The organism is Parasphingomonas halimpatiens (genome assembly GCF_036663795.1).
Taxonomy (GTDB): Bacteria; Pseudomonadota; Alphaproteobacteria; order Sphingomonadales; family Sphingomonadaceae; genus Sphingomonas.
This window is the reverse complement of record NZ_JAXOJP010000005.1, coordinates 122,804-147,525: the sequence shown is the minus strand read 5'-3', so window position 1 is coordinate 147,525 and position 24,722 is coordinate 122,804. Positions and strand designations below refer to the sequence as shown.

Sequence of the window (24,722 nt, the reverse complement as noted above, 5' to 3'; positions counted from 1 at the left end):
GGTACGTGCAACCCCGGCTTGAAGCGCCGGGGCGGAACGTGCGATGGCGCAAAGGGGCATCGACAGCAAGAAGAGAGCGGGCGCGCGCCGGCATGGCCAATATCGTGCAGTTCGAAAATGTGGGGCTGCGCTACGGCACCGGCCAGGAGACGCTGACCGATCTCAGCTTCACCCTGTCGTCGGGCTCCTTCTATTTTCTCACCGGGGCGAGCGGCGCGGGCAAGACTTCGTTGCTCAAGCTGTTGTATCTTGCGCAGCGCCCGAGCCGTGGCGCGATTCGGCTGTTCGGCGAGGACGCGGTGACCTTGCCGCGTTCGCGGCTGCCCGGCTTTCGTCGGCGGATCGGCGTGGTGTTCCAGGATTTCCGCCTCGTCCCGCATCTCTCGGCCTATGACAATATCGCGCTGCCGCTGCGCGTCGCCGGCGTGCCGGAAAGCGACATCGAGGCGCCGGTGCGCGAGATGCTCGCCTGGGTCGGTTTGTCCGACCGCGTCGAGGCACGCCCCGCAACGCTGTCGGGCGGCGAGCAGCAGCGCGTCGCGATCGCCCGCGCGGTGATCGGTCGGCCGGAGATTCTGGTCGCGGACGAGCCGACGGGCAATGTCGACCCGGATATGGCCGAGCGTCTGCTGCATCTGTTCGAATCGCTCAACCGCCTGGGCACGACCGTCGTCGTCGCGACGCATGATTTCCACCTGCTCGGTCGCATCCAGGGCGCGCATATGATGCGGCTCGACAAGGGCAGGTTGCTCGACCCGACCGGTTCGCTGCGCTTCCCCCCCGTCAAGCCGGGCGACGAGGCATGAGCATCCGGCTCATCGCCGCCGCCGCCGATCGCCGGCTGCTCGACGAGCGGCGGGGCACGCGTGCCATGACCTGGATCATGGCGATCATGCTGTTCCTGACCCTGCTTGCCGCGGCGCTTGGCCTCGGTACGCTGGGCGCCGCGCGACTGCTCGAACATCAACTGGCCGGGCGCTTGACGGTGCAGATCGTCGAGCCGGTCGAGCGCGCCAGAAACGATCAGACGATGCGCGCCCTGGCGGTACTGCGCGCCTTGCCCGAGGTTGCGCGCGCCAGCCAGGTCGACCGCGCCAAGCTGGCCGAGTTGATGCGACCGTGGCTGGGGGAGGATGGTGCCGATCCCGAGCTGCCGGTTCCCGCGATGATCGACGTCGATCTCGGCAGCGGTACCGATGCGGCGGTCGCGCGGGTGACGGCGGCGGTGCGCGCGGTCGCGCCCGCCGCGCGGATCGATCGCCACGAAACCTGGATGTCGCCGGTCAGCGATTTCATGAACCTCGTCACCTGGCTCGCTGCCGCACTGGTACTTTTGATGGCGAGTGCGACCGCGGCGGTCGTTATCCTTGCCGCGCGCGCCGGCCTCGATACACACCGCGACACGATCGAGGTGTTGCACATGCTCGGTTCGACCGACGTGCAGATTGCCCGACTGTTCCAGCGTCGTATCGCGCTCGATACCCTGCTCGGCGGAATCATCGGGGCGGTGCTGGCGACCGGGGTCGTCCTGCTGGTCGGCGTGCAGATCGGCGCGCTCGGGTCGGATCTGCTGTCGGGCCTGGCGCTCGGTCAACGCGACTGGACCGTGCTCGCGCTATTGCCGATCGCCTTCGCCCTGCTTGCCGCCTTTGCGGCGCGCATCGCCGTCCTCGGTGCCTTGCGGCGGACATTGTGATCCGTCGTCTCATCGGGCTGCTGGCGCTCGCCTGGGTGTTCGGCTTCGGGCTGTTCATGCTGACGCTGCCCAAGCCCGCTGACGATCGCACGACCGATGCGATCGTGGTGATGACCGGCGGTCCGGGCCGGATCGACCGTGGTCTCGCGCTGCTGGAGCGCCACGCCGCGCAGCGCTTGCTGGTCAGCGGCGTCGCCCCCGAAGTGCGCGCGCACGAACTGGCCGTGAAATATCACCGGCCGGCGTCGCTCTTCGCTTGCTGCGTCGATCTCGGCCATCAGGCGATCGACACGCGCTCCAATGCCGATGAGACCGCCGACTGGGTTCGCGCGCATCATTATCGCACGGTGCGGCTGGTGACGTCAGACTGGCATCTCGCGCGCGCGAAACTCGAACTGGTTGCCGAACTCGGCAACGACGCCGAGGTGATCGGCGATGGCGTGGCGAGCAACCCGCGGCCAATCCTGCTCCTCGCCGAATATAACAAGCTGCTGATTCGCTGGATCGCGCTCAAACTGGATGTCGGGGCATGAACTGGCTGCGGACCTGGCTGTTCAAGATCATATTCTACGGTGTGTCGACGCCAATCGTGCTGTGCGCGCCGATCGCGGCGCTGTTCGGCCGGCCGGCGCTGATCGGTTATTCGCTCGCCTGGGCGCGTTTCCATCGCTGGACGGCGGTCAACATCATGGGCGTGCGCAGCCGGATCGAGGGCGAGCGTCCGCGCCCGGCGCTCTACGCCGCCAAACACCAGGCGATGTACGAAACGATCGAACTCGCCTTGCTGCTCGATGCGCCGGCGATCGTGATGAAACAGGAGCTGGCGCGGATCCCGGTCTGGGGTTGGGTCGCGCGACGTTATGGCGTCATCGTCATCGATCGCGCCGGTTCCGCGACGGCGTTGCGCCAGATCATGCGCGAGGGAAAGGCAGCCCTGGCTGCCGGCCGCTCGATCCTGATCTTTCCCGAGGGGACGCGCGTCGCCCCCGGCCAGCAGCCGCCTTTGCTCTCGGGATTCGCCGGGCTTTACCGCGCGCTCAAGCTGCCGGTGATTCCCGTCGCGCTCGACAGCGGCCGGTTGTGGCCGCGCCACGGCATCGGCCGGCCGGGCATCGTCACCTTTCGCTTCTGTGAGCCAATCGCGCCCGGCATGCCGCGCACCGAGGTCGAGGCGATCGTCCATCGCGTGATGAATCAACTCGACGTACCCGCCGCCGAATAATCGCTATTCGTGGCTGCGCCCGAAATCGGGCGCCGGGTCGTCCTGGCCCTCGTCGATGACGCCGCGACGGATCGCACGCGTCTTGGTGAACAGGTCGAACAATTCGTCGCCCTTGCCCCAGCGGATCGCGCGTTGCAGCGCCGACAGGTCTTCCGAAAAGCGTTGCAGCATGTCGAGCACCGCTTCGCGATTGGCGAGGAACACGTCGCGCCACATCGTCGGGTCCGACGCGGCGATGCGCGTGAAGTCGCGAAAGCCGCCGGCGGAGTATTTGATCACCTCGCTGCGCGTCACCTCCTCCATGTCGGACGCGGTCCCGACGATGGTATAGGCGATGAGGTGCGGGAGATGGCTGGTGATCGCGAGCACGCGGTCATGGTGGTCGGGCGCCATCGTCTCGACTTCGGCGCCGAGCCGCTGCCAGAATTCGGCGACGCGCGCGATGGCGAGCGGGTCGGTGTCCTCGCCTGGCGTCAGGATGCACCAGCGGCCGTGGAACAGCGTGGCAAAGCCTGCCTCGGGCCCGCTCCGCTCGGTGCCCGCGACGGGATGCGCCGGGACGATCGTCGCGCCCGGCAACGCCTCGCCGAGCGCGCGTGCGACCTCGGCCTTGCACGATCCGACATCGCTGACGATCGCGTCGGCAGGCAGGTCGGCGGCAAAGGTTGCCGCGGCCTCGCCCATCGCACCGACCGGGACGCACAGAATGACGAGATCGGCATCGATCACCGCCGTACCGGCGGTGTCGGCGATGTCGTCGAACAGCTGCAGCGCATCGGCGGTGGCGCGTACCTCGGGGTCGGCGTCATAGCCGGTCAGCCGTACCGTCGGCATGTGCACGCGCACCGCGCGCGCGATCGACGAGCCGATCAGGCCGATTCCGATGATCGTGACGCGCGCGAAAGGTAACATGGCGCGGCGCATGGCGGATGGCCGCGCGCAAGGCAAGCTGGCGCCGAGTCGCGATTCTGCTAGCAAGCCGCAAAAGGGAGGCTCGATGCGGGGTAGTGAGGCGATCTGGCGCGCGCTCGAGGAAGCGCGGCGGCTCAATCTGGCCGCGACGGGCGCCGCGCCGCCGGTCGCGGGCGGTGGCGGGTTGTCGCGGCGCGCGCTGTTGCTGGCGCTCGGTGCTGCGGGGGTCGGGGCGATGCTGCCCCGCCAACTCCACGCCGCGCCGATCGCACCCGGCCCGGTGGCGATCATCGGCGGCGGGATCGCCGGTCTGAGCGCGCTGTGGCACCTGACGCAAGCCGGGATCGACGCGCACCTCTACGACGCGCGCGCACGGTTCGGCGGGCGGATGTACACCGCACGTACCAAGGGTACGCCATCGATCGAGATCGGCGGACAGCTGGTCAACACCGACCATGAAGACATGCACGTGCTGGCCCGCGAGTTCGGCGTCGCGCTGATCGACCGCAAGGGCGCACCGCATCGCACGATGATCCTCGCCGGCGGCAAGGAAATCCCCGAGGCGCGCCTCGCCGTCGCGTTGCGCGGTATCGCCGGGCAGATCGACGCTGATTCGGTGCGGCTCGATCAGGACTATGCGCGCGTTTCGGCCGAGCTCGATCAGCTGTCCTTCACCTCCTATCTCGACAAGCATGCCGGTCTGATGCCCGAGCCATGGGTGCGGGGGTTGATGGAGATGACGGCGCGCACCGAATATGGCTGCGAACCGGCCGAGGCGTCGGCGATCGAACTGGTCTTCAACCTGCCGACGATCGCCGGGCGGCGGATCGATGTGCTCAGTCGCAGCGACGAGCGTTATCTCCTCGCCGGCGGCAGCACCACGCTTATCGATGCCATGGCGTCACGCCTTGCCAACCGGCTGACAAACAACAAGCATGTCACGCGGGTCGACCCGCTGGGTGCGGGGGTAAAGCTGTTCTTCGCCGACGGGTCGAGCGTCCAGGCCTCGGCGGTGATCGTCACCACCCCGGCGTCGATCACGCGCAAGATCGATTTCCGCATCCCGTTGCCGCCGCTGTGGCGCCGCTTCATCGCCGAGGTCGGGCTGGGCCGGAACGCCAAGATCCAGGCGGTGATGGCGACGCGGCCATGGGAAAAGCCGATCGGGCGCGGCGGCGAAATCTGGCAGACCGCCAGCAAGGCCGGCGTTGCGCTGGGCTGGGACGGCGGGGTGCGGCCCGCGACCGGCCCGGGCAGCGTATGGACCTGGTTTCTTGGCGGCGACGAGGTCGCCGCAGCCGATAACGCCGATCCTCATGCGCTGGCGACGAAGTTTGCGGCGCAGGCCGAACGCGGCGTGCCCGGTATGACTGCCGCCACGACCGCGCTCGCGCGCCGCACCAACTGGCACCGTGATCCGCTGGCGATGGGCGCCTATGTCAATTTCCGCCCCGGTCAGCTGACCCGCTTCGGTCGGCTGATCTGGAAAGAGACCGATGGCGCCGCCTCTGCGCCGCCCTCGGCCGCCCCGGTCTATTTCGCCGGTGAGCATCTGTCTGATGCCTATCCCGGCTATATGAATGGCGGGGCGCAGACCGGGCGGCTCGCGGCGCGCGCGATCATCGCGTCACGCGCGCATGCCCGGCGCTTGAGTTGATGCCGGGGGCAGCCTAACCGCGTGAGCATGACGCAGGACACGCGCTTCGGCCTTGGCCGCCACGTCACGCTGCCGGGGCCGTTGCGCCTCGACGGCGGCGTACTGCTGTCGCCGGTCGACATCGCCTACGAGACCTATGGCACGCTTGCCGCCGACGGCAGCAACGCGATCCTGATCTGCCACGCGCTGACGCTCGACCAGCATGTCGCCAGCGACCATCCAGTGACCGGCAAGCCCGGTTGGTGGACGCGGATGGTCGGCGCGGGCAAGCCGATCGACCCCGCGCGTCACTTCATCGTCTGCGCCAATGTGCTGGGCAGTTGCATGGGCTCGTCGGGGCCGGCGACGATCAACCCTGCTACCGGCCAGCCTTGGGGCATGAGCTTTCCGGTCATCACCATCCGCGACATGGTGCGCGCACAGGCGATGCTGCTCGATCACCTCGGGGTCGCCCGACTGATGGCGGTCGTCGGCGGCTCGATGGGCGGCATGCAGGCGCTGAGCTGGGCGGCGACCTTTCCCGATCGTGTCGGCGCCGCGCTGGTGATCGCCTCGGCGGCGCGGCACACCGCGCAGAACATCGCCTTTCACGAGGTCGGGCGCCAGGCGATCATGGCCGACCCGAAATGGCGCGGCGGCGATTATTATGCCGCCGGGGACCCGCCCGCCGCCGGACTGGCGGTGGCGCGCATGGCGGCGCACATCACCTATCTCTCCGAGGCCGGGCTGACCGAGAAATTCGGCCGCCGACTGCAGGCGCGCGAGGCGAAGAGTTTCGGCTTCGACGCCGATTTCCAGATCGAAAGTTATCTGCGTCACCAGGGCATCGCCTTTGTCGATCGCTTCGACGCCAACTCCTATTTGTACATCACCCGCGCGATGGATTATTTCGACCTTGCCGAGGAGCATGGCGGGCACCTCGCCCATGCCTTCAAGGCATCGCGCGCGCGCTTCTGCCTGATCAGCTTCGACACCGACTGGCTTTATCCGACCGCTGAATCGCGCAGCATTGTCCACGCGCTCAACGCCGCCGGCGCCCCGGTGAGCTTCGTCGAACTTTCCAGCCCGTTCGGCCATGATGCCTTTCTGCTCGACGTGCCCGAGCTTAATCGCGTCGCCGACGGTTTCCTGAGGGCCGTGGCATGATCGAATTGAGCGACGACCAGGCGCTGCTGCAGGTCGACCGGATTCATGCCTGGCTGGCATCGAGCTACTGGTCGCCGGGCATTGCGCGTGACCTTGTCGAGCGCGCCATCGCGGGCTCGCATTGCCTTGGCGCCTATGCCGATGGCGTCCAGATCGGTTTCGCGCGCATGATCACCGATCACGCCACCTTCGCCTGGCTCGCCGACGTGTGGATCGAGGAAGAAGTGCGCGGGCAGGGGTTGGGCCGGCGTATGGTGCATTGGTTTCTCGACCATCCCGATTTCGCCGGCATCCGCCGCACCGCACTGGTCACGCGCGATGCGCACGGCGTCTACGCCGCGCTCGGTTTCCACGCGCCGCTGCGGCCCGATCGCTTTATGGAACGTCTCGCGCCAGAATTCGCGTACTTGCTCGGGCAGCCGGCATGAATCTGCGCCCCGATCTTGCGATTATCGCCGATAATGTCGCGCCCGGCGCGCGCGTGCTCGATGTCGGGTGCGGTGACGGCGCGTTGATGGCGGCGCTGCGCGACAAGCGACAGGTCGATGCGCGGGGTCTGGAAATCGATCCGCGCAATGTTGCCGCGGCGGTGTCGCGCGGCCTTTCGGTCATCCAGGGTGACGCGGATTCGGATCTTGCCGGTTATCCGGACGCCAGCTTCGACTATGCCATTCTCAGTCAGACGCTCCAGACGACGCGCGCGCCCGACATGGTGCTCGAGCAATTGCTGCGAATCGGCCAGCGCGCCTTCGTGTCCTTTCCCAATTTCGCGCATTGGCGCGTGCGCCTGTCGTTGCTGTGGGGCGGGCGCATGCCGGTCACGCGGCTGCTGCCGGTCGCCTGGTACGCCACGCCCAATATTCATCATGTGACGATCGACGATTTCCGCGCGCTGGTGCGCGAACGCGATATCGCGGTCGAGGGCGAATGGTTCCTGTCGGGCGACAAGCGCACCACCTCGGCGGGCGCCAATCTGTTCGCCGAACATGCGATATTTCTGCTGCGACGGAACAATTGATTTCGATCAACATTCTAGTGCGACCATGGGAAAGACAGCCATCATCGTCGAAGACGAGATCTTCGTCGCGCTCGATCTCGAGCGTATCCTGGTCGAGGCTGGCTACAGCGTCGTCGGCATTGCCGCCGATCGCCTGACGGCGTGTGATATCGGGCGCGATTGCGATTTCGCCTTCATCGACGTCAATCTGCGCGACGGGCCGACGGGTCCAGCCATCGCAGATTTGCTCGCGCGTGAGCATGACGTGAAGGTTGTCTTCGTAACCGCCAATCCGTCGCAGATCGCCGACGACGCCCAGGCGCTCGGTTATGTCCGCAAACCGTTCAGCGAGGCGGCGATCACCGCCGCCGCCGCGATCGCCAGTGGCGGCACGCCGCTGCCCGAGGCGGCCAGCCAGGTCGTCCTGTTCAGCGATTTGCGCGCCTAGCGCGTAAATGCCGTTCGCGGCACCCGGATCGTTACATCGAGTCCTTCGGGCCGCCACTCACGCTGCACGTTGCCACCGAGTTGGCGCACCGCGCTGAGTTCGATGAGTTGCGTGCCAAAGCCGGATGCATTCTCCGGCTGCTTGACGGTAGGACCGCCGCGTTCGCGCCAACGCAGCAGCCGCATGTCGCCGTCCTGCTCGCTCGTCACGGAAACACGGCCGTCCGGTACAGACAGCGCGCCATATTTGGTCGCGTTGGTCGCCAGCTCGTGGAACAGCAGCGCCAGTGGCGTCGCCGAACGGTCGTCGATTGCGACATCCTCGCCCTCGACCACCAGCCGTGTCGAGCCGGCTTCCTGATAGGGCGCGAATAACTCGGCGAGCAGGCCCGCGAGGCTGTCCTGCCGGGCGGCAGGCTGGGAGTTGGCGCTGTGCGGGCGGACGAAGTCATGCGCCCGCCCCAGCGCGGTAATCCGATCGCGCAGGTCGCTGGCGATGCCGGCGAATTCGGGTCGACCGCGCGCGCTGAACGCGACCAGTCCCGCGATCACCGAGAAGATGTTCTTGATCCGGTGACTCAGCTCCTGGCTGATCACCTCGCGCTCCTCGAGCGCGAGCTTTTGCTCATGGATGTCGGTGCAGGTTCCGAACCAGCGAGTGATCGCGCCGTTGCCGTCGCGGATCGGCAGTGCCCGGCCCAGCACCCAGCGATAGGCTCCGTCGGCGTGGCGCAGGCGATATTCGATCTGATAAGGCTCGCCGGTCGTCAGCGAATGACGCCACACCGTCCAGGCGCGCTCCTGGTCCTCGGGGTGGAACATGCCGCTCCACCCCTCGCCATCGGTTGAGCCATCGGGCACGCCGGTAAACTCGTACCAGCGCGCATTATAATAATCATGATAACCGTCGGGCAGCGTCGACCACACCATCTGCGGCATGGTGTCGGCGAGCGTACGGAAGCGGTTCTCGCTGTCGCTGAGCGCGCGCTTCGCGTCACGCTCGGCGTGGCGCCACAGCATCGCATCGCGCGAATCGCGCAGCCTTGCCATCACATTGGCGGCCAGCACCGCCAGCCCGTCGCGCTGCAGCGCCGTAAGCCCGCCCGGCCGCGCCACGGTGTCGATCACACACAGGGCGCCGAGCGGCACCCCGTCCTCATTGACCAGCGGCGCCCCGGCATAGAAGCGAATCCGCGGATCGCCTGAAACCAGCGGATTGTCGGCAAAGCGCGGATCGAGCGTCGCGTCGCGCACTTCCATGATCGCATCGCCGAGCATCGCATGCGCGCAGAAGGAGGTTTCACGCGGCGTTTCGGTCGCGTCGAACCCGGTGCGCGCGATGAAGGTCTGGCGATATTCCTCCACCAGGCTGATCAGCGCCGTCGGCGCGTCGCACAGCGCAGCGGTAAAGTCGGTGATGGCACGCAGTTCATGCGTGTCGCGCAGTGCCGCGAGATCATAGCTCGCTAGCACCGCGTTGCGCGCGGCCTCGTCGATCTGCCAGCCGCTCGCGGCCTGGGGGTACGCATCACTCATCGATGAGGGCGGCCCTAGAAGGGCACGTCGTCGTCCAGATCGTCGGCGAAGCCGCCACCGCCCTGGTTGAAGCCACCGCCGCGACTCGCGCCGCCGCCCGCCGCGCCACCCGAGCGGCCACCGCCAAAGCCGCCACCGCCGCCGCCGCCACCGAAATCGTCATTGCCGCCGAAATCGTCGCGCGGGCCGGCGTTACCGCCGCCGCTGCCCCCGCCGCCGGGTGCGCCGTCAAGCATCGTCAGCACGCTGTTGAAGCCCTGCAGCACGATCTCGGTCGAATATTTGTCCTGGCCCTGCGCGTCCTGCCATTTGCGGGTCTGCAACGCGCCCTCGATATAGACCTTGCTGCCCTTGCGCAGATATTTCTCGGCGACGTTGGCGAGACCTTCGTTGAAGATCGCGACCGAATGCCACTCGGTCTTTTCCTTGCGCTCGCCGGTGTTGCGGTCTTTCCAGCTCTCCGACGTCGCGATGCGCAGATTGACCACCTTGCCGCCATTCTGGAATGCGCGGCTTTCCGGGTCGCGCCCGAGATTGCCGACCAGAATGACCTTGTTGACGCTACCCGCCATAAACTTCTCCATCGCCCCCGTCAGAGGCCGACGGCAACCGCCAGCCAATATGTGATACCGGCCATGATGTAGGCGGCGGCGAACAAATAGCCAACCATGAAGGCGGGCCATTTCCATCCATTGGTTTCGCGCCGCGTAACGGCGATGGTGGAGATGCATTGCGGCGCGAACACGAACCACATCAGGAACGCCAATGCGGTGGGAAGGCTCCAGCGGCCGCGCAGATTCTCCGCCAGCTTGCCCTTGCCCGCCTGGTCCTCGGGATTGTCGATCGCATAGACCGTCGCCATCGCGCCGACCGCCGCCTCGCGCGCGGCCATCGCCGGCAACAGCGAGAGCGCGATGTCGTGGTTGAAGCCGATCGGTTTGACCAGCACCTCGATCCCCGAGGCGATGTGTCCCGCGATCGAGACTTCGCTCTGGCGCTGGCCGGGCTGCGCCACCGGGTAGCTCGACAGCACCCAGAGCAATGCGACTGTTACCGCGATCGTCGTGCCGGCTCGCTTGAGGAAGATGATCGCCCGGCTCCATAGCCCCAGCGCGACGTCGCCGAGCCGCGGCCATTGATATTTGGGCATCTCCATCATGAAGCCCGATGACGGCCCCTTGGTGACGGTGTTGCGCAGCACCAACGCGGCGACGAATGCTGCGACGATGCCGAGCACATAGAGCGCGAACATCACCAGCCCCTGCAGCCCGATGAATGGCAGGATTCGCCGGTTCGGGATCAGCGCGCCGATGATCAGCGTGTAGACCGGTAGCCGCGCCGAACAGGTCATCAACGGCGCGATCAGGATCGTCGTCAGCCGGTCCTTCTCGTCGTCGATCGTCCGCGTCGCCATGATTCCCGGCACCGCGCAGGCAAAGGACGACAGCAAGGGGATGAAGGCGCGTCCCGACAGGCCGACCTCAGCCATCAGGCGGTCCATCAGGAAGGCGGCGCGGACCATATAGCCCGACGCTTCGAGCACGAGGATGAAGGAGAACAGGATCAGGATCTGCGGCAGGAACACGATCACCGCGCCGACGCCAGCGATCACGCCGTCGCTGAGGAACGAGCGCACGAACCCGGCGGGCATCGCCCCGTTCAGCCAATTCTGCAGCAACGCGAACATGCTGGTGATCCCGTCCATCGGCGCCTGGCTCCAGCTGAACACCGCCTGGAACATGACGAACAGGATCGTCAGCAGCAGGATCGGTCCGCTGATCGGATGGAGCAACACCGCGTCGAGCAGATGCGTCCAGCGCCGTGCCGGGGTCTCGGATATCGTCGCGGCGGCCGACAGGGCGCGCGCCTGGCGCTGCAAGGCGACGATATCGTCGTCGATATGGCCGGTGCTGGCGCGCAGCCGGATCGGTCCGCCGTCGACCAGGCCGGAAAGCCGCAGCTTGAGCTCTTCGAGGCCGCGCCGCCGCACCGCGACGGTCGGGATCACCGGCACGCCGAGTTCGCGCTCGAGGATGGCGGGATCGAGCTTGAGCCCGTCGCGCTCGGCGAGATCGATCATGTTGAGCGCGACGACCACCGGCAGGCCGAGCGCGATCAGTTGCAGCGTGAAGCGCAGATGATTGTCGAGATTGGCCGCGTCGACCACGACGATCAACGCATCCGGCAGGCGCTCGCCGTCCTGCGTGCCCGTCACCACGTCGCGCGTCACGCGTTCGTCGGGGCTCGACGGGTCGAGGCTATAGGCGCCCGGCAAATCGACCAGATCGACCGCGCGGCCATCGGCCAGCACGAGTCGCCCCGAATGCCGCTCGACCGTGACGCCGGGATAATTGCCGACCTTCTGCCGCGCGCCGGTCAGCGCGTTGAACAACGCGCTCTTGCCGGCATTGGGATTGCCGACCAGCGCGACCAGCGGGGTGCCGGTCACCTATCCGGCGATCGGCGAAACATGGATCGAACCGGCCACCGCACGACGCAGCGCCACCGTCATGCGACCGATGCGACAGGCGATCGGCCCGGTGCCGAACGAAGCGCGATGCAGCACCTCGATACCGACCCCTTCATCGACTCCCAGTTCGCGCAACCGCCGCGCCTCGGGCAGCGTCAGCGCCGCCCAGTCGATCCCAGCGACGGTCGCGCACTGATGGCGCGGCAGCGAGTCGAGACGGATCGGCGGCTTCATGCGGACGATCTAGCGATACTGCGATTAATTATCAATAACGACGTAAGGCGGGATTATACTGCGGGGTAGCGCAAGCGGCCGATGAAGCGCGACAAGCTGGGTCGGTGCGTCGCGCGCCCCAGCAGCCTGGCCTTGGTCTTCTCGAAGCGCATGATCCCCTCGATCCGGCGCGCAAGGAAGGCGCGCGTGTCCGCATTGCCCTCGCTGTCGTCATCGACCAGCACCGTCGCGGTCGCCGCATAGACGCCGGCAAGGATGGTCCGCTTGGTGTAATGATTATAGTCGGTCGCGGTGTCGCCGGCTGCGCGCCACATCAGATCGGCGGCACGCCAGCCGAGCTTTGCGGCGTGGACCAGATGCCCCGGCATAGCGAGAATCGCCATCGCGCGCCGCAAGGATTCGCGTTGCGGCGCCAGCATCACGAGGCGAGCCTCGACCAATGCCGTGATCTTCTCGCGGATCTTCATCGTGGCGAGTCGTTCCGGCGGCAGGGCGGCCGTCATCGCGGAATCGATAGCGGCGAACCACGCGTCGATCCTGTCGATCGCGCCGCCGGGAAAGGCGAGCCGCGCGACATCGATATCGACGCCCTCGGCCTGAGCGGCGAGGGTCAGCGCGGCGTCGCTCCAGCCGTCGAACCCGGCATTGGCGGCGATTACAGGCGCCAGGGCGGCGCGGATTTCATCGAGCGTGGCGTCAGGTGGCAAGGTCATGACCCCTATCTAACCCCCTCGGGCGCAGCCGCAAGCTGATCGGGTTCCTTTGGCCCGTCGCGGACGAGGACCAATGCCACCGCGACCAGCACCGCCCCGACCAAATCGGGCAGGCCGAGCCGCTCGCCATAGACCAGCAGGCCGATCGCCGCCGCGACCACCGGCTGGATCAGCAGCGCGATGCCGACGACGAGTGGCGAGAAGCGGCCCAGCGCATAGATCATCAGTCCCTGACCGATCAGCTGGCTGACCAGCGCCAGTCCGAGCAGCGGGGTCCAGTCATGCGGCATTATACGTTCGCCGAGGGCGGTCGCGAACAGCAGCAGCGGCACGATGCTGGCGATGGTCGACAGCGCCAGCGCCGGAAATGGCGCCATCGTGTCCCGCGCGCGCGCCATGCACACGAAATAGACGGTGTAGAGCATCCCGGCGAGCAGGCAGAGCAGGTCTCCGGCGAGATGGCGCGGATCGAGTTCGTACGACCGGCCGATCAGCAAGGCGGCGCCCGCCAGCGCGAGCAGCAGCGCCATGCCCTGTGGTCGCGTCGGCCACGCCCGCGCCACGACAAAACCGTAGACCGGAAAGAACAGCGTGGCCGAATTGCCAAACAGGGTCGCGTTGGCGAGTGTGGTGCGCAGGATGCCGAGATGCCAGCTGCCAAGATCGGCGGCAAAGCACACCCCGCTGAAGGCCAGCATGATCCACAGCGACCGCCCCAGCCCGACCGGCCGCCATCCACCGCGCAGCGCCAGCACTGCCAGAACCGGCGCGGCGAGCGCGATCCGCCAGAAGCCCGAGGCGACGGGTCCGGTGTCCGCCAGCCTTACCAGCCACGGCCCGAAGGCGAGCGCGACATTGGCACCGATCAGCGCTGCGAATGCCCAGGGCGTCGCGCCGGTTGTTTCGGCAACAGTTTTTATTGTTGGCTTGGCGGGGTGCATGCCACCCCTTAACGGCCTATCTCAACGGCGTCAGGTAGCAAAAGGAAACGGACTTTCATGCCGAGTCTCTTCGACCCCATTCAGCTCGGCGCGATCGCCGCGCCCAACCGCATCCTCATGGCACCGCTGACGCGGGGCCGTGCGACACGAGATCATGTGCCGACGCCGGTGATGGCGGAATATTACGCCCAGCGCGCATCGGCCGGCCTGATAATCTCGGAAGCGACCGGCATCAGCCGACAAGGCCTCGGCTGGCCCTGCGCGCCGGGCTTGTGGAGCGAAGAACAGACCAATGCCTGGAAACCCGTCACCCATGCCGTGCACGATGCCGGCGGCCGCATCGTCGCGCAACTCTGGCATATGGGCCGCCAGGTTCACGCCTCGGTGACCGGCGAGCAACCAGTATCATCCTCCGCCACCGCCACGGCGGGCAAGGCGCACACCTATGAAGGGCGTCAGCCGTTCGAGACGGCACGCGCGCTCGGCCTCGACGAAATTCCCGGCTTGCTCGAAAGCTACGCCCGCGCGACCGAAAACGCGCTCGCCGCCGGTTTCGACGGTGTGCAGATCCACGCCGCCAATGGCTATCTGATCGACCAGTTCCTGCGCGACAACGCCAATTTCCGTAGCGATGCCTATGGCGGCTCGGTCGAAAACCGCACCCGCCTGCTGCGCGAGGTCGCGACCCGCGTCGCGTCGGTCGCCGGTGCGGATCGCACCTCGGTGCGCCTGTCGCCCAATGGCGATTCGCAGGGTGTCGACGACAGTGATCCGGTGCATCTGTTCGTGCCGGCGGCCAAGCTGCTGTCGGATATCGGCATCGGCTTTCTCGAGCTGCGCGAACCCGGCCCCGAAGGCACCTTCGGCCGCACCGACGTGCCGCGCCTGTCACCCGAGATCCGCAAGGCCTTCACCGGCCCGCTGGTGCTCAATTCGGATTATTTCACCGTCGCCGCGGCGCAGGAGCGGATCGATGCCGGCGTCGCCGACGCGATCAGCTTCGGTCGCAGCTTCCTCGCCAATCCCGATCTGCCCGCCCGCCTCGCCGCCGGCGCGCCGCTCAACGAGGGCAATATGGCGACCTGGTACAGCCAGGGGCCCGAGGGTTATGTCGATTATCCCGCACTGGAAACGGCGGCGGCCTGATCGACCGGCACCGCGCCGTCATGCCCGGTCGGCATGGCGGCGCGATTGCTTGTTAGTCGAGCGGTACGAAGCGCACCGGCAAGCCGTCCCGCGGGCGGGGAATCGGGAAATATTGCCACGCCTCGCCGGCGCCCACTGCTGGTTCGATGCGGTAACGCGACAGCAGATGCGCGAGCAGGATCCGCACCTGCATCGTCGCGAAGTGCAGTCCCAGGCACATATGCGCGCCGCCGCCGAACGGCACCCAGGCATATTTGTGCCGACCGCGCGAATTCTCCGGCGTGAAGCGCATGGGGTCGAAGCGCGTCGGGTCGCTCCAATGCTCGGGCATGTAGTGGGTATAGCCGACATTGAGCCCGACAAAGCTGCCGGCGGGAATGTCGTAGCCGCCGAAATGGAAGTCCTTCAGCGCGCGGCGCGGCAATGACGGCACCGGCGGCACCATGCGCAGCGCTTCCTTGAAGGCATAGTCCGCCAACACAAGCTTATCGAGATCGGCATAGGCGACGCCGTGCACCGGATCCATGCCGACCGCGGCGATCTCGGCGCGCAGCTTGTCCTGCCATTCGGGGTTGCGACCGAGCAGCATGATCAGGCTGGTCGCCGACGAGGTGATGGTGTCGTGCGCCGCCATCATCAGGAAGTTCATGTGATCGGCGATCGCCTGGTCGCTGAGCGGCGCGCCCTGGTCGTCGGTAACGCGGCAGAATTGCGAGAAGAAATCCATCCCGCCGACATGGTTCGAGCCGCTGCGGCGCGCGGGAATCTCGCGCCGGAAATAATCGATCAGATAGGCGCGGGCTTTCACGCCCTTGCGCATCTGCGTGCCCGGCAGCGGCGCGCGGATCGGCGAGACCGAGGCCTGCACCTCGTCGACGAACGCCTGGTTGATGCGGTCGGCCTGGTCGCCGAGTTCGACACCGAGAAAACTCGTCGCCGCCAGGTCGAGGCTCAGCTTCTTGATCGCGTCGTAGAAGCGCAGTTCCTTGTTGGCCCAGCCGGCGACCTGCGCGGCGATGCCGGCATTCAGCTCGGTGGCATAATGGCGCATCGGCTCGGGTTTGAACGCCACCGACAACAGCCGCCGGTCGGCGCGGTGATGGTCGAAATCCATCAGCATCAGCCCGCGCGGAAACAGCAGGTTGAGCATCGGGCCCCAGCCCTGCTCCGACGAGAAGATCTTGTCGCGGTCGAACAGCACCAGTTCGTTGGCGTCGGGGCCGATCAGCATCACGGTGCGCCCGCCAAAGGCGTTGTTGCGGTAGATCGAGCCATAGGTCGCCACCATCCGCCGCCCGAAGGTCGCCGGGTCCTTGAGCATCTTCAAGGTGTTGCCGAAGAACGGGATGCCGTCCTCGCCCGGCAGCTTGTCGAGCGCGGCGCGCGGCAGCCGCGGCAACCAGTGCGGATTCGCCTTGAACGTATGTGCCAGCGCCATGCTCAACTCCCTTACTGACATCAGTATAAGTAAGCGATCGGCGGAGCAAGCGTCAGTCGGGCGGAAGCTGCGCGAACCCGTCGATCCAGCGCGTCACGGCGGCGGTGAGGGTCTTGCCCGTCGTCGCGCCGAGCGCACCGAGGATCAGGATCATCGGCACGCCGACGACGAAAAAACCGATCAGCACAGCCAGCGCGACCGCCAGTACGCCAAGCAGGCCGCCGCCGAGCCGCCTCACGCCGGCAGGGCCGAGCGCAAAGGCGCGCGGTCCCTTGGCATCGTACCAGCGCGCCGTGACCCAGAAGGGCCGCCCGTCGGGGTCGACCGCGCCGATGGTGGCGAGGGTTACGAGCCGCTGAAGCAAACCATCGGGCGCGGACGGCATCGTGCCGGCCGGCGCGCGGCCCGTTGGGGCAAGTGGCGGGCGCGAGGTCGTCGGGGCATCGCTGACCGGCGAAGCGCCGTCCTTCGCCCAATTGTCGATCACGATCAGCCGCCCGCCGCGCTCGATCACGCGATAGCGCGATGGTGGCGGGCGCATCTCGTCCATGGCGTCAGCCGAAGCGCGCCTTCAGGTCGAGCATCGTCAGCGCGGCCTTGGCCGCCTCGCCGCCCTTGTCCTTCTCTGTCTTGCGCGCGCGCGTCAGCGCCTGCGCCTCATTCTCGGTGGTGAGGATGCCGTTGCCGATCGCCAGCCCGTCCATCGACAGCGCCATCAGCCCGCGCGCGCTCTCGCCCGCGACGATCTCGAAATGATAGGTCTCGCCGCGGATAACCACGCCCAGCGCGACATAACCGTGATAGCGGCCGCTCTCCGCCGCCAGCGCGATCGCGCCGGGCACTTCCAGCGCCCCCGGTACCGTGATCGTCTCGTGACTGTGCCCGGCATCCTCGATCGCGCTGCGCGCGCCGTCGAGCAACAGGTCGTTGAGATGGTCGTAGAAGCGCGCCTCGACGATCAGGATTTTGGCCATTATTCGCCTCCGGTACCGGGGATGGCGCGCTCGCCGACGATCGACAGGCCGTAACCTTCGAGGCCGACCAACGTGTGGTGGGTGTTGGTCAGCAGCACCATGTCCTGCACGCCGAGTTCGGCGAGGATCTGTGCACCGACGCCGTAATCGCGCAATTCCTCGACCTCGGGCGCGCCGGCGGTCTTGCCTTCGGCGCGCAGCTTGATGAAGCGCGACACCGAATCCTTCATCGGCCGGTTGATCACGACGATCACGCCTGTGCCTTCCTCGGCGATCAGCTCCATCGAGCGCGACAGCAGCCCGGCACGCTCCGATTCCTCACCGAACGCATCGACGAAGAACGATAGCGTATGCATCCGCACCAGCGTCGGCGTCTCCGGGTCGATCCGGCCCTTGACCAGTGCGATCTGCTCGTCACCCGTCGCCTTGTTATAGAAGGTCATCGCCTTCCAGTCGCCGCCCCACTTGCTGTGAAACGCCATTTCGGCGCGCTTCTCGACGAGATGATCGTAGCGCCGGCGATAGGCGATCAGGTCGCGGATCGTGCCGATCTTGAGATTGTGGAACTGCGCGAAGGTGACGAGGTCGTCGAGCCGGCTCATCGAGCCGTCCTCGTTCATGATCTCGCAGATCACGCCCGACGGGTTGAGCCCGGCCAGCCGCGCGACGTCGACCGCCGCCTCGGTGTGGCCGGCGCGCACCAGCACGCCGCCATCGCGCGCGACCAGCGGGAAGACATGGCCGGGCGTGACGATCTCGTCGCGGCTCTTCGACGAATCGATCGCCACCGCCACGGTACGCGCACGGTCGGCAGCGGAAATGCCCGTGGTCACGCCATCGCGTGCCTCGATCGAGGTGGTGAAGGCGGTTTCGTGCCGCGTGCCGTTGTGGCGGCTCATCAGGTCGAGCCCGAGTTCGTCGACGCGCCGCTTGGTCAGCGCGAGGCAGATCAGTCCGCGGCCGAACTTGGCCATGAAGTTGATCTTCTCGGGCGTCGCCATCTGTGCCGGGATGACGAGGTCGCCCTCATTTTCGCGGTCCTCGTCATCGACCAGGATGAACATCCGGCCGTTGCGTGCCTCGTCGATGATCTCTTCGGGGCTGGACAGGAAGCCGTGGCGCAGGCGCGACAGCTCAGCGGGCTTTGGCACGATAGGCCTCCATGCGTTGCAGGTAACGGGCGAGGACGTCGATCTCGATGTTTACCTCTTGGCCGGGGGCCAGCGCACCGAGTGTCGTCACCGCTTGGGTGTGGGGAATCAGATTGATCGCAAAATGCGTCGTGCCGTCGGGCTGGTCGACAACCTCGTTGAGGGTCAGCGAGACGCCGTCGATCGTCACCGATCCCTTGGGCGCGAGAAACGGCGCCAGCGCCGCGGGCACGGAAAAGCCGATCTTCTTCGAATCGCCCTCGGCGCACACGCCGACGACCGACCCGACGCCGTCGACATGGCCGGTCACGATATGCCCGCCCAGCTCGTCGCCCAGCTTCATCGCACGCTCGAGGTTGAGCCGCCGTCCCTGTGCCCACTGGTCGCGCGCGGTCCGCGCGATGCTTTCGCCCGACACGTCGACCGCAAACCAGCCCGGCGCGCCGGGCGCCGATTTGTCGACCACCGTCAGGCATACGCCCGAACAGGCAATCGATGCGCCGAGATCGACGCTTCCCATGTCGTAGTTGGTCTCGATCACGAGTCGCGTGTCGCCGCGCGCCTCAACCGAGGCAATCGTACCGATATCGCTGATGATGCCCGTGAACATGCCGCCTGGCCCTAACGCTCGCTTCGCCGGCGCTCGTAGACCTCGACTCGGTCGCTGCCAAGCGGGCGCGCATCCACGCATCGCCAGCGACCGTGCGCATCGGCGAGATCGGTCAGGCCGATGTCGGGCAAGGTCCGCCCGCCCCCGATCAGGATCGGCGCGCGGTAGAGCAGCAGCCGGTCGACCAGATCGGTGGCAAGGAACGCCGCCGCCGTCGCCGCGCCGCCCTCGACCAGCAGATGGTCGACGCCGTCGAGCGTCGCGATTTCGGCTGGCGCGCCGATCACCGTGATATCGGGTTCGGGCGCGCTGCCGGTGGACAGCAGCACGCGGCGCGGCGCCCGGTCTGCGAGGCCCGCCAGGCGTACGTCGAGGCGCGGCTGGTCCGCCACCCATGTCCCGCGACCGACCAGGATCGCCTCGTGCCGGCTGCGCTCGATATGCGCATGGGCGCGCGCTTCGGCGCCGGTGATCCACTTGCTCTGGCCCGATCCCATCGCCGCCGCGCCGTCGAGCGACAAAGCCAGCTTGAGCGTGACATGCGGCCGGCCGAGCGCGCGCCGCGTCAGGAAGCCGGCGATCGACCGTGCTGCCGCTTCGGCGCCGACACCGGTCTCGACCGCGATGCCGGCGGCGCGCAGGCGCGCGAAGCCGCTGCCGTCGGTGCGCGGATCGGGATCGCCGAGCGCGGCGACGACGCGCGCTACGCCTGCCGCGACCAGCAGGTCGGCGCAGGCTGGACCGCGCGGCGAGACATGCGCGCACGGCTCAAGCGAGACATAGGCAGTCGCGCCGCGCGACTTTTCGCCCGCTTGCGACAGCGCCATCGCTTCGGCATGCGGCCGGCCGCCCGGCTGGGTCCAGCCCCGCCCGACCACGCGCCCGCCCGCGACGATGATGCAGCCGACGCCGGGGTTGGGCGCGGTGCGGCCGCGGCAGCGCTCGGCCAGCGCCAGCGCCGCCGCCATCCAGCGCGCATCGGTACGAAGCGCGTCCTTGCTCAGCGCGCGACCGGCATCAGTCGAGCCCGACTGCCTTGAGCTGGTCTTCCATATGCTTGAAGGCGAGGCGGCGCTGCGCGTCGGCCTTGGCCTGCGCTTCGAGCGCGGCCTTTTCCTTGGGCAGGTCGAGCTTCTGTTGCGCGATGATCTCGGCGTTGGTGCGATCGGCGCGCCATTGCTCGACATAGACGATGTCGCGTTTGTACGGCGTGACGATCCGCGTATCGATCATGAAGGCGGTGAACATCGCCCAGGTCAGCGAGAAGGACAGCACAAGAAACACCACCTCGTGCCGCCGGCGCTGGCGCAAAAAGCCCCACAGGTCGGTAAAGGCCTTGATCGGCGAGACGCGGCGAAAGAAATTCATCGGCACCAAGATAGGCGTTGCCGCGCGCGGTTGCCAGAGCCCAGGTGCGGCCACCGCGCGCGACATGTCACCGTTCCTGGTTGAGCACGAAGCTGACGTTCATCGTCTTCCATGTCTCATAAGGCTCGCCGTCGCGCGTCGCCGGCTTGAAGCGCCATTTGGCCAGCGCCTGCCGCCGCGTCGCCTCCCAGAAGGAATCGCTCGCCGCGCTGACCTTCTCGATGTCCTTCACGCGCCCGTCGACGCCGATCAGCACCTTGACCGTGACGCGCCCGGCATTGCCGCCGCGGATCTCGTCGGCGGGATAAGCCGGCTGGAAGTTGCTGGCGTAGCGTGGATCGACAATCGGGCCGACCATCAGGGGTGCGGGCTTGGCCTTTTCCACGATTGTCCCGACAGTGCCTTCGGGCGGCCCGAAATCGACCGGCGTCGCCTTGGTGAACTCGACCTTGGGTTCAAGGTCCAGTTTAATCACAGGGTCGAGCGGCGGGACCACGACCTGGGTTTGCTGCGTCAATACCTTCTGCGCCTTGGGCGTCGGCTCTGGTTTGGGCTTTGGCTTTTCGAGCGGAATGTTGGTGCCCTCGAGGATCGTCGTGGTCTGTTTGACGATCTTCGGATTGAGGAACATCAGGCCGGACACAAAAAAGCCGGTCGTCAGCAGGGTCAGCCCGAGCGTGCTCGGTCGCAGGCGTGCCGGCGCGTGATAGCCCTCGGCGAAACGCATCGTTTGCATGGCAACTCTCCCATTCGGTGATTGGGTCAGCCGGCCGGCTCTGACGTCCGACTCGGTGCAATGTTACAACATCACCAATAAAAGGCAAGAGAGATAATATATCATCAGCCAATGAGCCGTTCGATCGCACGTTCGCGCCCGATCAGCGGCAGCAGGGCAGCCATGTCGGGGCCATGGTCGAGCCCGGTCAGCGCGCGGCGCAGCGGCAGGAACAGCGCCTTGCCGTTCCGCCCGGTCTCGGCCTTCAGCGCCGCCGTCAGCGCGTGCCACGGGTCGCTCGACCAGTCGATCGTCGCGGCAATGCGCGCCGCGCCAGCCAGATAGTCGCGGTCCTCCTCCGCTACGGGCAGGGTGATCGGCCCGGCGATGACCTGCCACCAGGTCGCGGCATCGGCGACGGTCGACAGATTGGGCCGCACCGCTTTCCATTCCGCTGCGCCCATCCCTTCGGGCAGGCGATCGGCCACGCGGTCGAAGTCGAGCCGGTGGATGATCTTGGCGTTGAGCGCGGCGAGTTCGGCCTCGTCGAACCGCGCTGGCGCGCGACCGAAGCGGCTGAAATCGAACCCCGTGACCAGCGTGGCGACATCGGCGATCGGCTCGACCGGGTCGCTGGTGCCGATGCGCGCGAGCAGCGCGCGCACCGCCTCGGGTTCGATCCCCACATCACGGAAATGGTCGACACCGAGCGAGCCGAGCCGCTTGGATAATTTGCCCTCGCTCCCGGTCAACAACGCCTCATGCGCAAAGGCCGGCGGCGTGACGCCAAGCGCGGCGAACATCTTGATCTGCAGCGCGGTGTTGGAGACATGGTCCTCGCCGCGCACGACATGGCTGACGCCCATATCGGCATCGTCGATCGCCGAGGGCAGCATGTAGAGCCATGACCCATCGACGCGGCGCACCACCGGATCGCTCATCGTCGCCGGGTCGAAACGCTGATGACCGCGAATCAGGTCGTCCCATTCGATTGCCGCGGCGTGCTCGAGCTTGAAGCGCCAATGCGGCTTGATCCCCTCCGCCTCCAGCGCGGCGCGGTCGCTATCCGAAAGCGCGAGCGCGGCACGATCATAAACCGGCGGCAGGCCGCGTCCCAGCGCCACCTTGCGCTTCAGGTCGAGTTCCTGCGCCGTCTCGTACGCCGGATAGACATGCCCCGCCGCGTGCAGTTCGGCGAAGCGCGCCTCGTATAGCGCAAAGCGCGCCGACTGGCGCTCCTCGCCATCGGGCACCAGCCCGAGCCAAGCGAGATCGGCGCGGATCGCATCGACGAAACGCTCGTCGCTGCGCGCAACGTCGGTATCGTCGATGCGCAGCACGAAACGCCCGCCATGCGCGCGCGCAAACAGCCAGTTGTGCAGCGCGGTGCGGATGTTGCCGACATGCAGCACGCCGGTCGGCGACGGCGCGAAACGGGTTACGATCGTCATCGCCGCGCTCTACGGCCCGCGCTTGCGGGCGGCAATGGCTGTTGCCGTTGCCAGTCACGGGACCGGACCCTAAGGGGAGCGGAAGCAATCAGGGACCGCTTCATGAAATTGATGACCGGCAATTCCAACCCGCCGTTGGCCAAGGCGATCTCCGACTATCTCGAGATCCCGTTGACAAAGGCGCTGGTGCGGCGCTTCGCGGACGAGGAAGTGTTCGTCGAAATCCTCGAAAATGTCCGTGGCGAGGATGTCTTCGTGCTCCAGTCGACCGGCTATCCGGCCAATGACAATCTCATGGAATTGCTGATCTGCATCGACGCGCTGAAGCGCGCCTCGGCCAAGCGCATCACTGCCGTCGTGCCCTATTTCGGCTATGCCCGGCAGGACCGCAAACCCGGCCCGCGCACGCCGATCTCGGCCAAGCTCGTCGCCAATCTGATCACCGTCGCCGGTGCCGACCGCGTCCTGTCGGTCGATCTCCATGCCGGGCAGATCCAGGGCTTCTTCGATATCCCGACCGACAATCTCTATGCCGCGCCGGTCATGTCGGCCGACATCGTCACGCGCTTCGGCGGGCGCAACATCATGATCGTCTCGCCCGACGTCGGCGGCGTGGTGCGCGCCCGCGCGCTGGCCAAGCGACTCGACAACGCCCCGCTGGCGATCGTCGACAAGCGCCGCGAGCGCGCCGGCGAATCCGAGGTGATGAACATCATTGGCGAGGTCGAGGGCCGCTTCTGCATCCTGATCGACGACATCGTCGATTCGGCCGGCACGCTGTGCAACGCCGCCGCCGCGCTCAAGGAGGCCGGCGCCGAGGGTGTCGTCGCCTATGTCAGCCATGGCGTGCTGTCGGGCGGCGCGGTCGCGCGGGTCGAGGGCTCGGCGCTCGAGGAACTGGTCATCACCGATTCGATCGGCGCGCTCGAGCCGGTCGCCGCCGCCTCGCGCATCCGCCATTTGACCATCGCGCCGCTGCTCGGCGAAGCGATCAAGCGCATCGCCGACGAGACCTCGGTGTCGAGCCTGTTCGACTAGAGCGTGCTGCGAACAGGTGGAATCCGGCTATTCGCTACCAAGCACGCGACCACAAAGAATCTAGAGCGAACTGCGTTTCCATCGAAATGCAGCTCGCTCTAGCCGACTCAGGCGCTCCAGCCGCCGTCGATATTGTAGCTCGACCCGGTGATGAAACCCGCCGACGGCGAGGCAAGGTAGGCGACCAGCCCGGCGACCTCGGCGGCGGTGCCATGACGTCTAATCGCCAGCGGTGAGCGGTTTTCCTCGGCATGCGGGCCGTCGGCGGGGTTGCGTTCGGTATCGATCGGCCCGGGCTGGACGAGGTTCACGGTGATGTCGCGCGGCCCGAGATCGCGCGCCAGCCCGCGCGTCATCCCGCCCAGCGCCGCCTTGCTCGCGGCGTACAGCGTCGCGCCCGCACCCGGCGCGCGGTCGGCGACGATGCTGCCGATCATGATGATGCGGCCACCCGCGACCATCTGTTCGGCGACGCGCTGGGCGGCAAGAAACGGTGCGCGGACATTGACCGCGAACTGCCGGTCAAAGGCATCCTCGGCATAACTGTCGAGACTGCCGGTGATCGCCAACCCGGCGACGGAGACCAGGATGTCGATCCGCCCGAGCCGCGCGATCGCCTCGTCGATGGCTGCGCGCAGCGCCGCCGGGTCGGCGACATCGGCCTGCAGCGCGAGCACCGCACCGCCTCGCCCATGGAGTTCGGTGGCGAGCTGCTGCGCCTCTTGCGCCCGGCTGCGATAGACGATCGCCAGCGCCGCGCCGTCGGCGACCATCCGCCGGCTTATCGCTGCGCCGATCCCGCGCGTCCCGCCGATCACCAGCGCGACCTTGCCCGTCAATGAAGTCATCTGAATCCCGCG

General features: G+C 67.1%; 28 protein-coding genes. 11 read left to right on the top strand and 17 right to left on the bottom strand.

Annotation, left to right across the window (positions count from 1 at the left end):
- The first annotated feature begins 92 nt into the window (after positions 1-92).
- From ftsE to U1839_RS07455, 4 genes are read left to right on the top strand one after another with little or no spacing between them, the layout of a single operon-like run.
- Positions 93-806, top strand: a complete 714-nt coding sequence (ftsE, locus tag U1839_RS07470; protein ID WP_281127879.1) for a cell division ATP-binding protein FtsE — start codon at positions 93-95, stop codon at positions 804-806.
- Positions 803-1,696, top strand: coding sequence for a cell division protein FtsX (locus U1839_RS07465; RefSeq protein ID WP_332803033.1), 894 nt, complete (start codon positions 803-805; stop codon positions 1,694-1,696). The genes ftsE and U1839_RS07465 overlap by 4 nt, the downstream gene beginning before the upstream one ends.
- A complete protein-coding gene (locus tag U1839_RS07460) occupies positions 1,693-2,229 on the top strand; it encodes a YdcF family protein (protein WP_332803032.1) in 537 nt (178 codons plus the stop codon). The genes U1839_RS07465 and U1839_RS07460 overlap by 4 nt, the downstream gene beginning before the upstream one ends.
- Entirely contained in the window at positions 2,226-2,918 is a 693-nt protein-coding gene (locus tag U1839_RS07455) for a lysophospholipid acyltransferase family protein (protein WP_332803031.1), read from the top strand. Before U1839_RS07460 ends, U1839_RS07455 begins: the two co-directional genes overlap by 4 nt.
- A gap of 3 nt (positions 2,919-2,921) precedes the next feature.
- On the opposite strand, the gene U1839_RS07450 is transcribed toward U1839_RS07455, so the two are convergent.
- A complete protein-coding gene (locus U1839_RS07450) occupies positions 2,922-3,830 on the bottom strand; it encodes a prephenate/arogenate dehydrogenase family protein (protein ID WP_332803144.1) in 909 nt (302 codons plus the stop codon).
- Positions 3,831-3,915: 85 nt separating this feature from the next.
- On the opposite strand from U1839_RS07450, the gene U1839_RS07445 reads away from it, so the two are divergent.
- From U1839_RS07445 to U1839_RS07425, 5 genes are read left to right on the top strand one after another with little or no spacing between them, the layout of a single operon-like run.
- A complete protein-coding gene (locus U1839_RS07445) occupies positions 3,916-5,487 on the top strand; it encodes a flavin monoamine oxidase family protein (protein WP_332803030.1) in 1,572 nt (523 codons plus the stop codon).
- 27 nt (positions 5,488-5,514) lie between these two features.
- Positions 5,515-6,633 (top strand): homoserine O-acetyltransferase MetX, encoded by a 1,119-nt coding sequence (gene metX / locus U1839_RS07440; protein WP_332803029.1) that lies wholly within the window; start codon positions 5,515-5,517, stop codon positions 6,631-6,633.
- Entirely contained in the window at positions 6,630-7,061 is a 432-nt protein-coding gene (locus tag U1839_RS07435) for a GNAT family N-acetyltransferase (protein WP_332803028.1), read from the top strand. The genes metX and U1839_RS07435 overlap by 4 nt, the downstream gene beginning before the upstream one ends.
- Positions 7,058-7,651: a methionine biosynthesis protein MetW gene (gene metW / locus U1839_RS07430; RefSeq protein ID WP_332803027.1), complete on the top strand. Its 594-nt coding sequence runs from the start codon at positions 7,058-7,060 to the stop codon at positions 7,649-7,651. Before U1839_RS07435 ends, metW begins: the two co-directional genes overlap by 4 nt.
- A gap of 25 nt (positions 7,652-7,676) precedes the next feature.
- Positions 7,677-8,078 (top strand): response regulator, encoded by a 402-nt coding sequence (locus U1839_RS07425; RefSeq protein WP_281127887.1) that lies wholly within the window; start codon positions 7,677-7,679, stop codon positions 8,076-8,078.
- On the opposite strand, the gene U1839_RS07420 is transcribed toward U1839_RS07425, so the two are convergent.
- The 6 genes from U1839_RS07420 to U1839_RS07395 are packed head-to-tail and all read right to left on the bottom strand — an operon-like array spanning position 8,075 to position 13,971.
- Complete coding sequence (locus U1839_RS07420) at positions 8,075-9,613, bottom strand: sensor histidine kinase (RefSeq protein WP_332803026.1); 1,539 nt, start codon at positions 9,611-9,613, stop codon at positions 8,075-8,077. The two genes, U1839_RS07425 and U1839_RS07420, sit on opposite strands and share 4 nt — an antisense overlap.
- Before the next feature lie 14 nt (positions 9,614-9,627).
- Positions 9,628-10,185, bottom strand: a complete 558-nt coding sequence (gene ssb / locus U1839_RS07415) for a single-stranded DNA-binding protein (protein ID WP_332803143.1) — start codon at positions 10,183-10,185, stop codon at positions 9,628-9,630.
- A gap of 20 nt (positions 10,186-10,205) precedes the next feature.
- On the bottom strand, positions 10,206-12,062 hold the full coding sequence (gene feoB / locus U1839_RS07410) for a ferrous iron transporter B (protein WP_332803025.1): 1,857 nt from the start codon (positions 12,060-12,062) through the stop codon (positions 10,206-10,208).
- Entirely contained in the window at positions 12,063-12,317 is a 255-nt protein-coding gene (locus tag U1839_RS07405; RefSeq protein WP_332803024.1) for a FeoA family protein, read from the bottom strand. It lies immediately after the preceding gene.
- Between the two features lie 53 nt (positions 12,318-12,370).
- Positions 12,371-13,030: a COQ9 family protein gene (locus U1839_RS07400; RefSeq protein ID WP_332803023.1), complete on the bottom strand. Its 660-nt coding sequence runs from the start codon at positions 13,028-13,030 to the stop codon at positions 12,371-12,373.
- A 5-nt stretch (positions 13,031-13,035) separates the two neighbouring features.
- Positions 13,036-13,971, bottom strand: coding sequence for a DMT family transporter (locus U1839_RS07395; RefSeq protein WP_332803022.1), 936 nt, complete (start codon positions 13,969-13,971; stop codon positions 13,036-13,038).
- Positions 13,972-14,028: 57 nt separating this feature from the next.
- On the opposite strand from U1839_RS07395, the gene U1839_RS07390 reads away from it, so the two are divergent.
- Entirely contained in the window at positions 14,029-15,117 is a 1,089-nt protein-coding gene (locus tag U1839_RS07390) for an alkene reductase (RefSeq protein WP_332803021.1), read from the top strand.
- A 52-nt stretch (positions 15,118-15,169) separates the two neighbouring features.
- Here U1839_RS07390 and U1839_RS07385 read toward each other — a convergent pair whose 3' ends face one another.
- From U1839_RS07385 to U1839_RS07345, 9 genes are all read right to left on the bottom strand, one after another.
- The gene (locus tag U1839_RS07385) at positions 15,170-16,555 is read right to left on the bottom strand and encodes a cytochrome P450 (RefSeq protein ID WP_332803020.1); all 1,386 of its coding nucleotides are present in this window, start codon (positions 16,553-16,555) and stop codon (positions 15,170-15,172) included.
- A 52-nt stretch (positions 16,556-16,607) separates the two neighbouring features.
- Positions 16,608-17,105, bottom strand: a complete 498-nt coding sequence (locus U1839_RS07380; RefSeq protein WP_332803019.1) for a hypothetical protein — start codon at positions 17,103-17,105, stop codon at positions 16,608-16,610.
- A gap of 4 nt (positions 17,106-17,109) precedes the next feature.
- Positions 17,110-17,529, bottom strand: a complete 420-nt coding sequence (ribH, locus tag U1839_RS07375; protein ID WP_332803018.1) for a 6,7-dimethyl-8-ribityllumazine synthase — start codon at positions 17,527-17,529, stop codon at positions 17,110-17,112.
- Entirely contained in the window at positions 17,529-18,680 is a 1,152-nt protein-coding gene (ribB, locus tag U1839_RS07370) for a 3,4-dihydroxy-2-butanone-4-phosphate synthase (RefSeq protein ID WP_332803017.1), read from the bottom strand. The genes ribH and ribB overlap by 1 nt, the downstream gene beginning before the upstream one ends.
- Positions 18,664-19,290, bottom strand: a complete 627-nt coding sequence (locus U1839_RS07365) for a riboflavin synthase (RefSeq protein ID WP_332803016.1) — start codon at positions 19,288-19,290, stop codon at positions 18,664-18,666. Before U1839_RS07365 ends, ribB begins: the two co-directional genes overlap by 17 nt.
- 11 nt (positions 19,291-19,301) lie before the next feature.
- Positions 19,302-20,258: a bifunctional diaminohydroxyphosphoribosylaminopyrimidine deaminase/5-amino-6-(5-phosphoribosylamino)uracil reductase RibD gene (gene ribD / locus U1839_RS07360; RefSeq protein ID WP_443030581.1), complete on the bottom strand. Its 957-nt coding sequence runs from the start codon at positions 20,256-20,258 to the stop codon at positions 19,302-19,304.
- A gap of 49 nt (positions 20,259-20,307) precedes the next feature.
- Complete coding sequence (locus tag U1839_RS07355; RefSeq protein ID WP_332803015.1) at positions 20,308-20,658, bottom strand: hypothetical protein; 351 nt, start codon at positions 20,656-20,658, stop codon at positions 20,308-20,310.
- Between the two features lie 67 nt (positions 20,659-20,725).
- Complete coding sequence (locus U1839_RS07350) at positions 20,726-21,394, bottom strand: energy transducer TonB (protein ID WP_332803014.1); 669 nt, start codon at positions 21,392-21,394, stop codon at positions 20,726-20,728.
- 104 nt (positions 21,395-21,498) lie between these two features.
- Positions 21,499-22,824: a glutamate--tRNA ligase gene (locus U1839_RS07345; protein ID WP_332803013.1), complete on the bottom strand. Its 1,326-nt coding sequence runs from the start codon at positions 22,822-22,824 to the stop codon at positions 21,499-21,501.
- A gap of 102 nt (positions 22,825-22,926) precedes the next feature.
- Between U1839_RS07345 and U1839_RS07340 the strand changes: the two genes are divergently transcribed.
- On the top strand, positions 22,927-23,862 hold the full coding sequence (locus tag U1839_RS07340) for a ribose-phosphate pyrophosphokinase (RefSeq protein ID WP_332803012.1): 936 nt from the start codon (positions 22,927-22,929) through the stop codon (positions 23,860-23,862).
- A gap of 107 nt (positions 23,863-23,969) precedes the next feature.
- On the opposite strand, the gene U1839_RS07335 is transcribed toward U1839_RS07340, so the two are convergent.
- A complete protein-coding gene (locus tag U1839_RS07335; RefSeq protein WP_332803011.1) occupies positions 23,970-24,710 on the bottom strand; it encodes an SDR family oxidoreductase in 741 nt (246 codons plus the stop codon).
- Positions 24,711-24,722 lie beyond the last annotated feature (12 nt).

Bases quoted from the DNA above. Each gene is read 5' to 3' on its own strand.
- ftsE (WP_281127879.1), top strand. From the start codon at position 93: ATGGCCAATATCGTGCAGTTCGAAAATGTGGGGCTGCGCTACGGCACC.
- U1839_RS07465 (WP_332803033.1), top strand. From the start codon at position 803: ATGAGCATCCGGCTCATCGCCGCCGCCGCCGATCGCCGGCTGCTCGAC.
- U1839_RS07455 (WP_332803031.1), top strand. From the start codon at position 2,226: ATGAACTGGCTGCGGACCTGGCTGTTCAAGATCATATTCTACGGTGTG.
- U1839_RS07450 (WP_332803144.1), bottom strand. From the start codon at position 3,830: ATGTTACCTTTCGCGCGCGTCACGATCATCGGAATCGGCCTGATCGGC.
- U1839_RS07445 (WP_332803030.1), top strand. From the start codon at position 3,916: ATGCGGGGTAGTGAGGCGATCTGGCGCGCGCTCGAGGAAGCGCGGCGG.
- metX (WP_332803029.1), top strand. From the start codon at position 5,515: ATGACGCAGGACACGCGCTTCGGCCTTGGCCGCCACGTCACGCTGCCG.
- U1839_RS07435 (WP_332803028.1), top strand. From the start codon at position 6,630: ATGATCGAATTGAGCGACGACCAGGCGCTGCTGCAGGTCGACCGGATT.
- metW (WP_332803027.1), top strand. From the start codon at position 7,058: ATGAATCTGCGCCCCGATCTTGCGATTATCGCCGATAATGTCGCGCCC.
- U1839_RS07425 (WP_281127887.1), top strand. From the start codon at position 7,677: ATGGGAAAGACAGCCATCATCGTCGAAGACGAGATCTTCGTCGCGCTC.
- U1839_RS07420 (WP_332803026.1), bottom strand. From the start codon at position 9,613: ATGAGTGATGCGTACCCCCAGGCCGCGAGCGGCTGGCAGATCGACGAG.
- ssb (WP_332803143.1), bottom strand. From the start codon at position 10,185: ATGGCGGGTAGCGTCAACAAGGTCATTCTGGTCGGCAATCTCGGGCGC.
- U1839_RS07405 (WP_332803024.1), bottom strand. From the start codon at position 12,317: ATGAAGCCGCCGATCCGTCTCGACTCGCTGCCGCGCCATCAGTGCGCG.
- U1839_RS07400 (WP_332803023.1), bottom strand. From the start codon at position 13,030: ATGACCTTGCCACCTGACGCCACGCTCGATGAAATCCGCGCCGCCCTG.
- U1839_RS07395 (WP_332803022.1), bottom strand. From the start codon at position 13,971: ATGCACCCCGCCAAGCCAACAATAAAAACTGTTGCCGAAACAACCGGC.
- U1839_RS07390 (WP_332803021.1), top strand. From the start codon at position 14,029: ATGCCGAGTCTCTTCGACCCCATTCAGCTCGGCGCGATCGCCGCGCCC.
- U1839_RS07385 (WP_332803020.1), bottom strand. From the start codon at position 16,555: ATGGCGCTGGCACATACGTTCAAGGCGAATCCGCACTGGTTGCCGCGG.
- U1839_RS07380 (WP_332803019.1), bottom strand. From the start codon at position 17,105: ATGGACGAGATGCGCCCGCCACCATCGCGCTATCGCGTGATCGAGCGC.
- ribH (WP_332803018.1), bottom strand. From the start codon at position 17,529: ATGGCCAAAATCCTGATCGTCGAGGCGCGCTTCTACGACCATCTCAAC.
- U1839_RS07365 (WP_332803016.1), bottom strand. From the start codon at position 19,290: ATGTTCACGGGCATCATCAGCGATATCGGTACGATTGCCTCGGTTGAG.
- ribD (WP_443030581.1), bottom strand. From the start codon at position 20,258: ATGGCGGCGGCGCTGGCGCTGGCCGAGCGCTGCCGCGGCCGCACCGCG.
- U1839_RS07355 (WP_332803015.1), bottom strand. From the start codon at position 20,658: ATGAATTTCTTTCGCCGCGTCTCGCCGATCAAGGCCTTTACCGACCTG.
- U1839_RS07350 (WP_332803014.1), bottom strand. From the start codon at position 21,394: ATGCAAACGATGCGTTTCGCCGAGGGCTATCACGCGCCGGCACGCCTG.
- U1839_RS07345 (WP_332803013.1), bottom strand. From the start codon at position 22,824: ATGACGATCGTAACCCGTTTCGCGCCGTCGCCGACCGGCGTGCTGCAT.
- U1839_RS07340 (WP_332803012.1), top strand. From the start codon at position 22,927: ATGAAATTGATGACCGGCAATTCCAACCCGCCGTTGGCCAAGGCGATC.
- U1839_RS07335 (WP_332803011.1), bottom strand. From the start codon at position 24,710: ATGACTTCATTGACGGGCAAGGTCGCGCTGGTGATCGGCGGGACGCGC.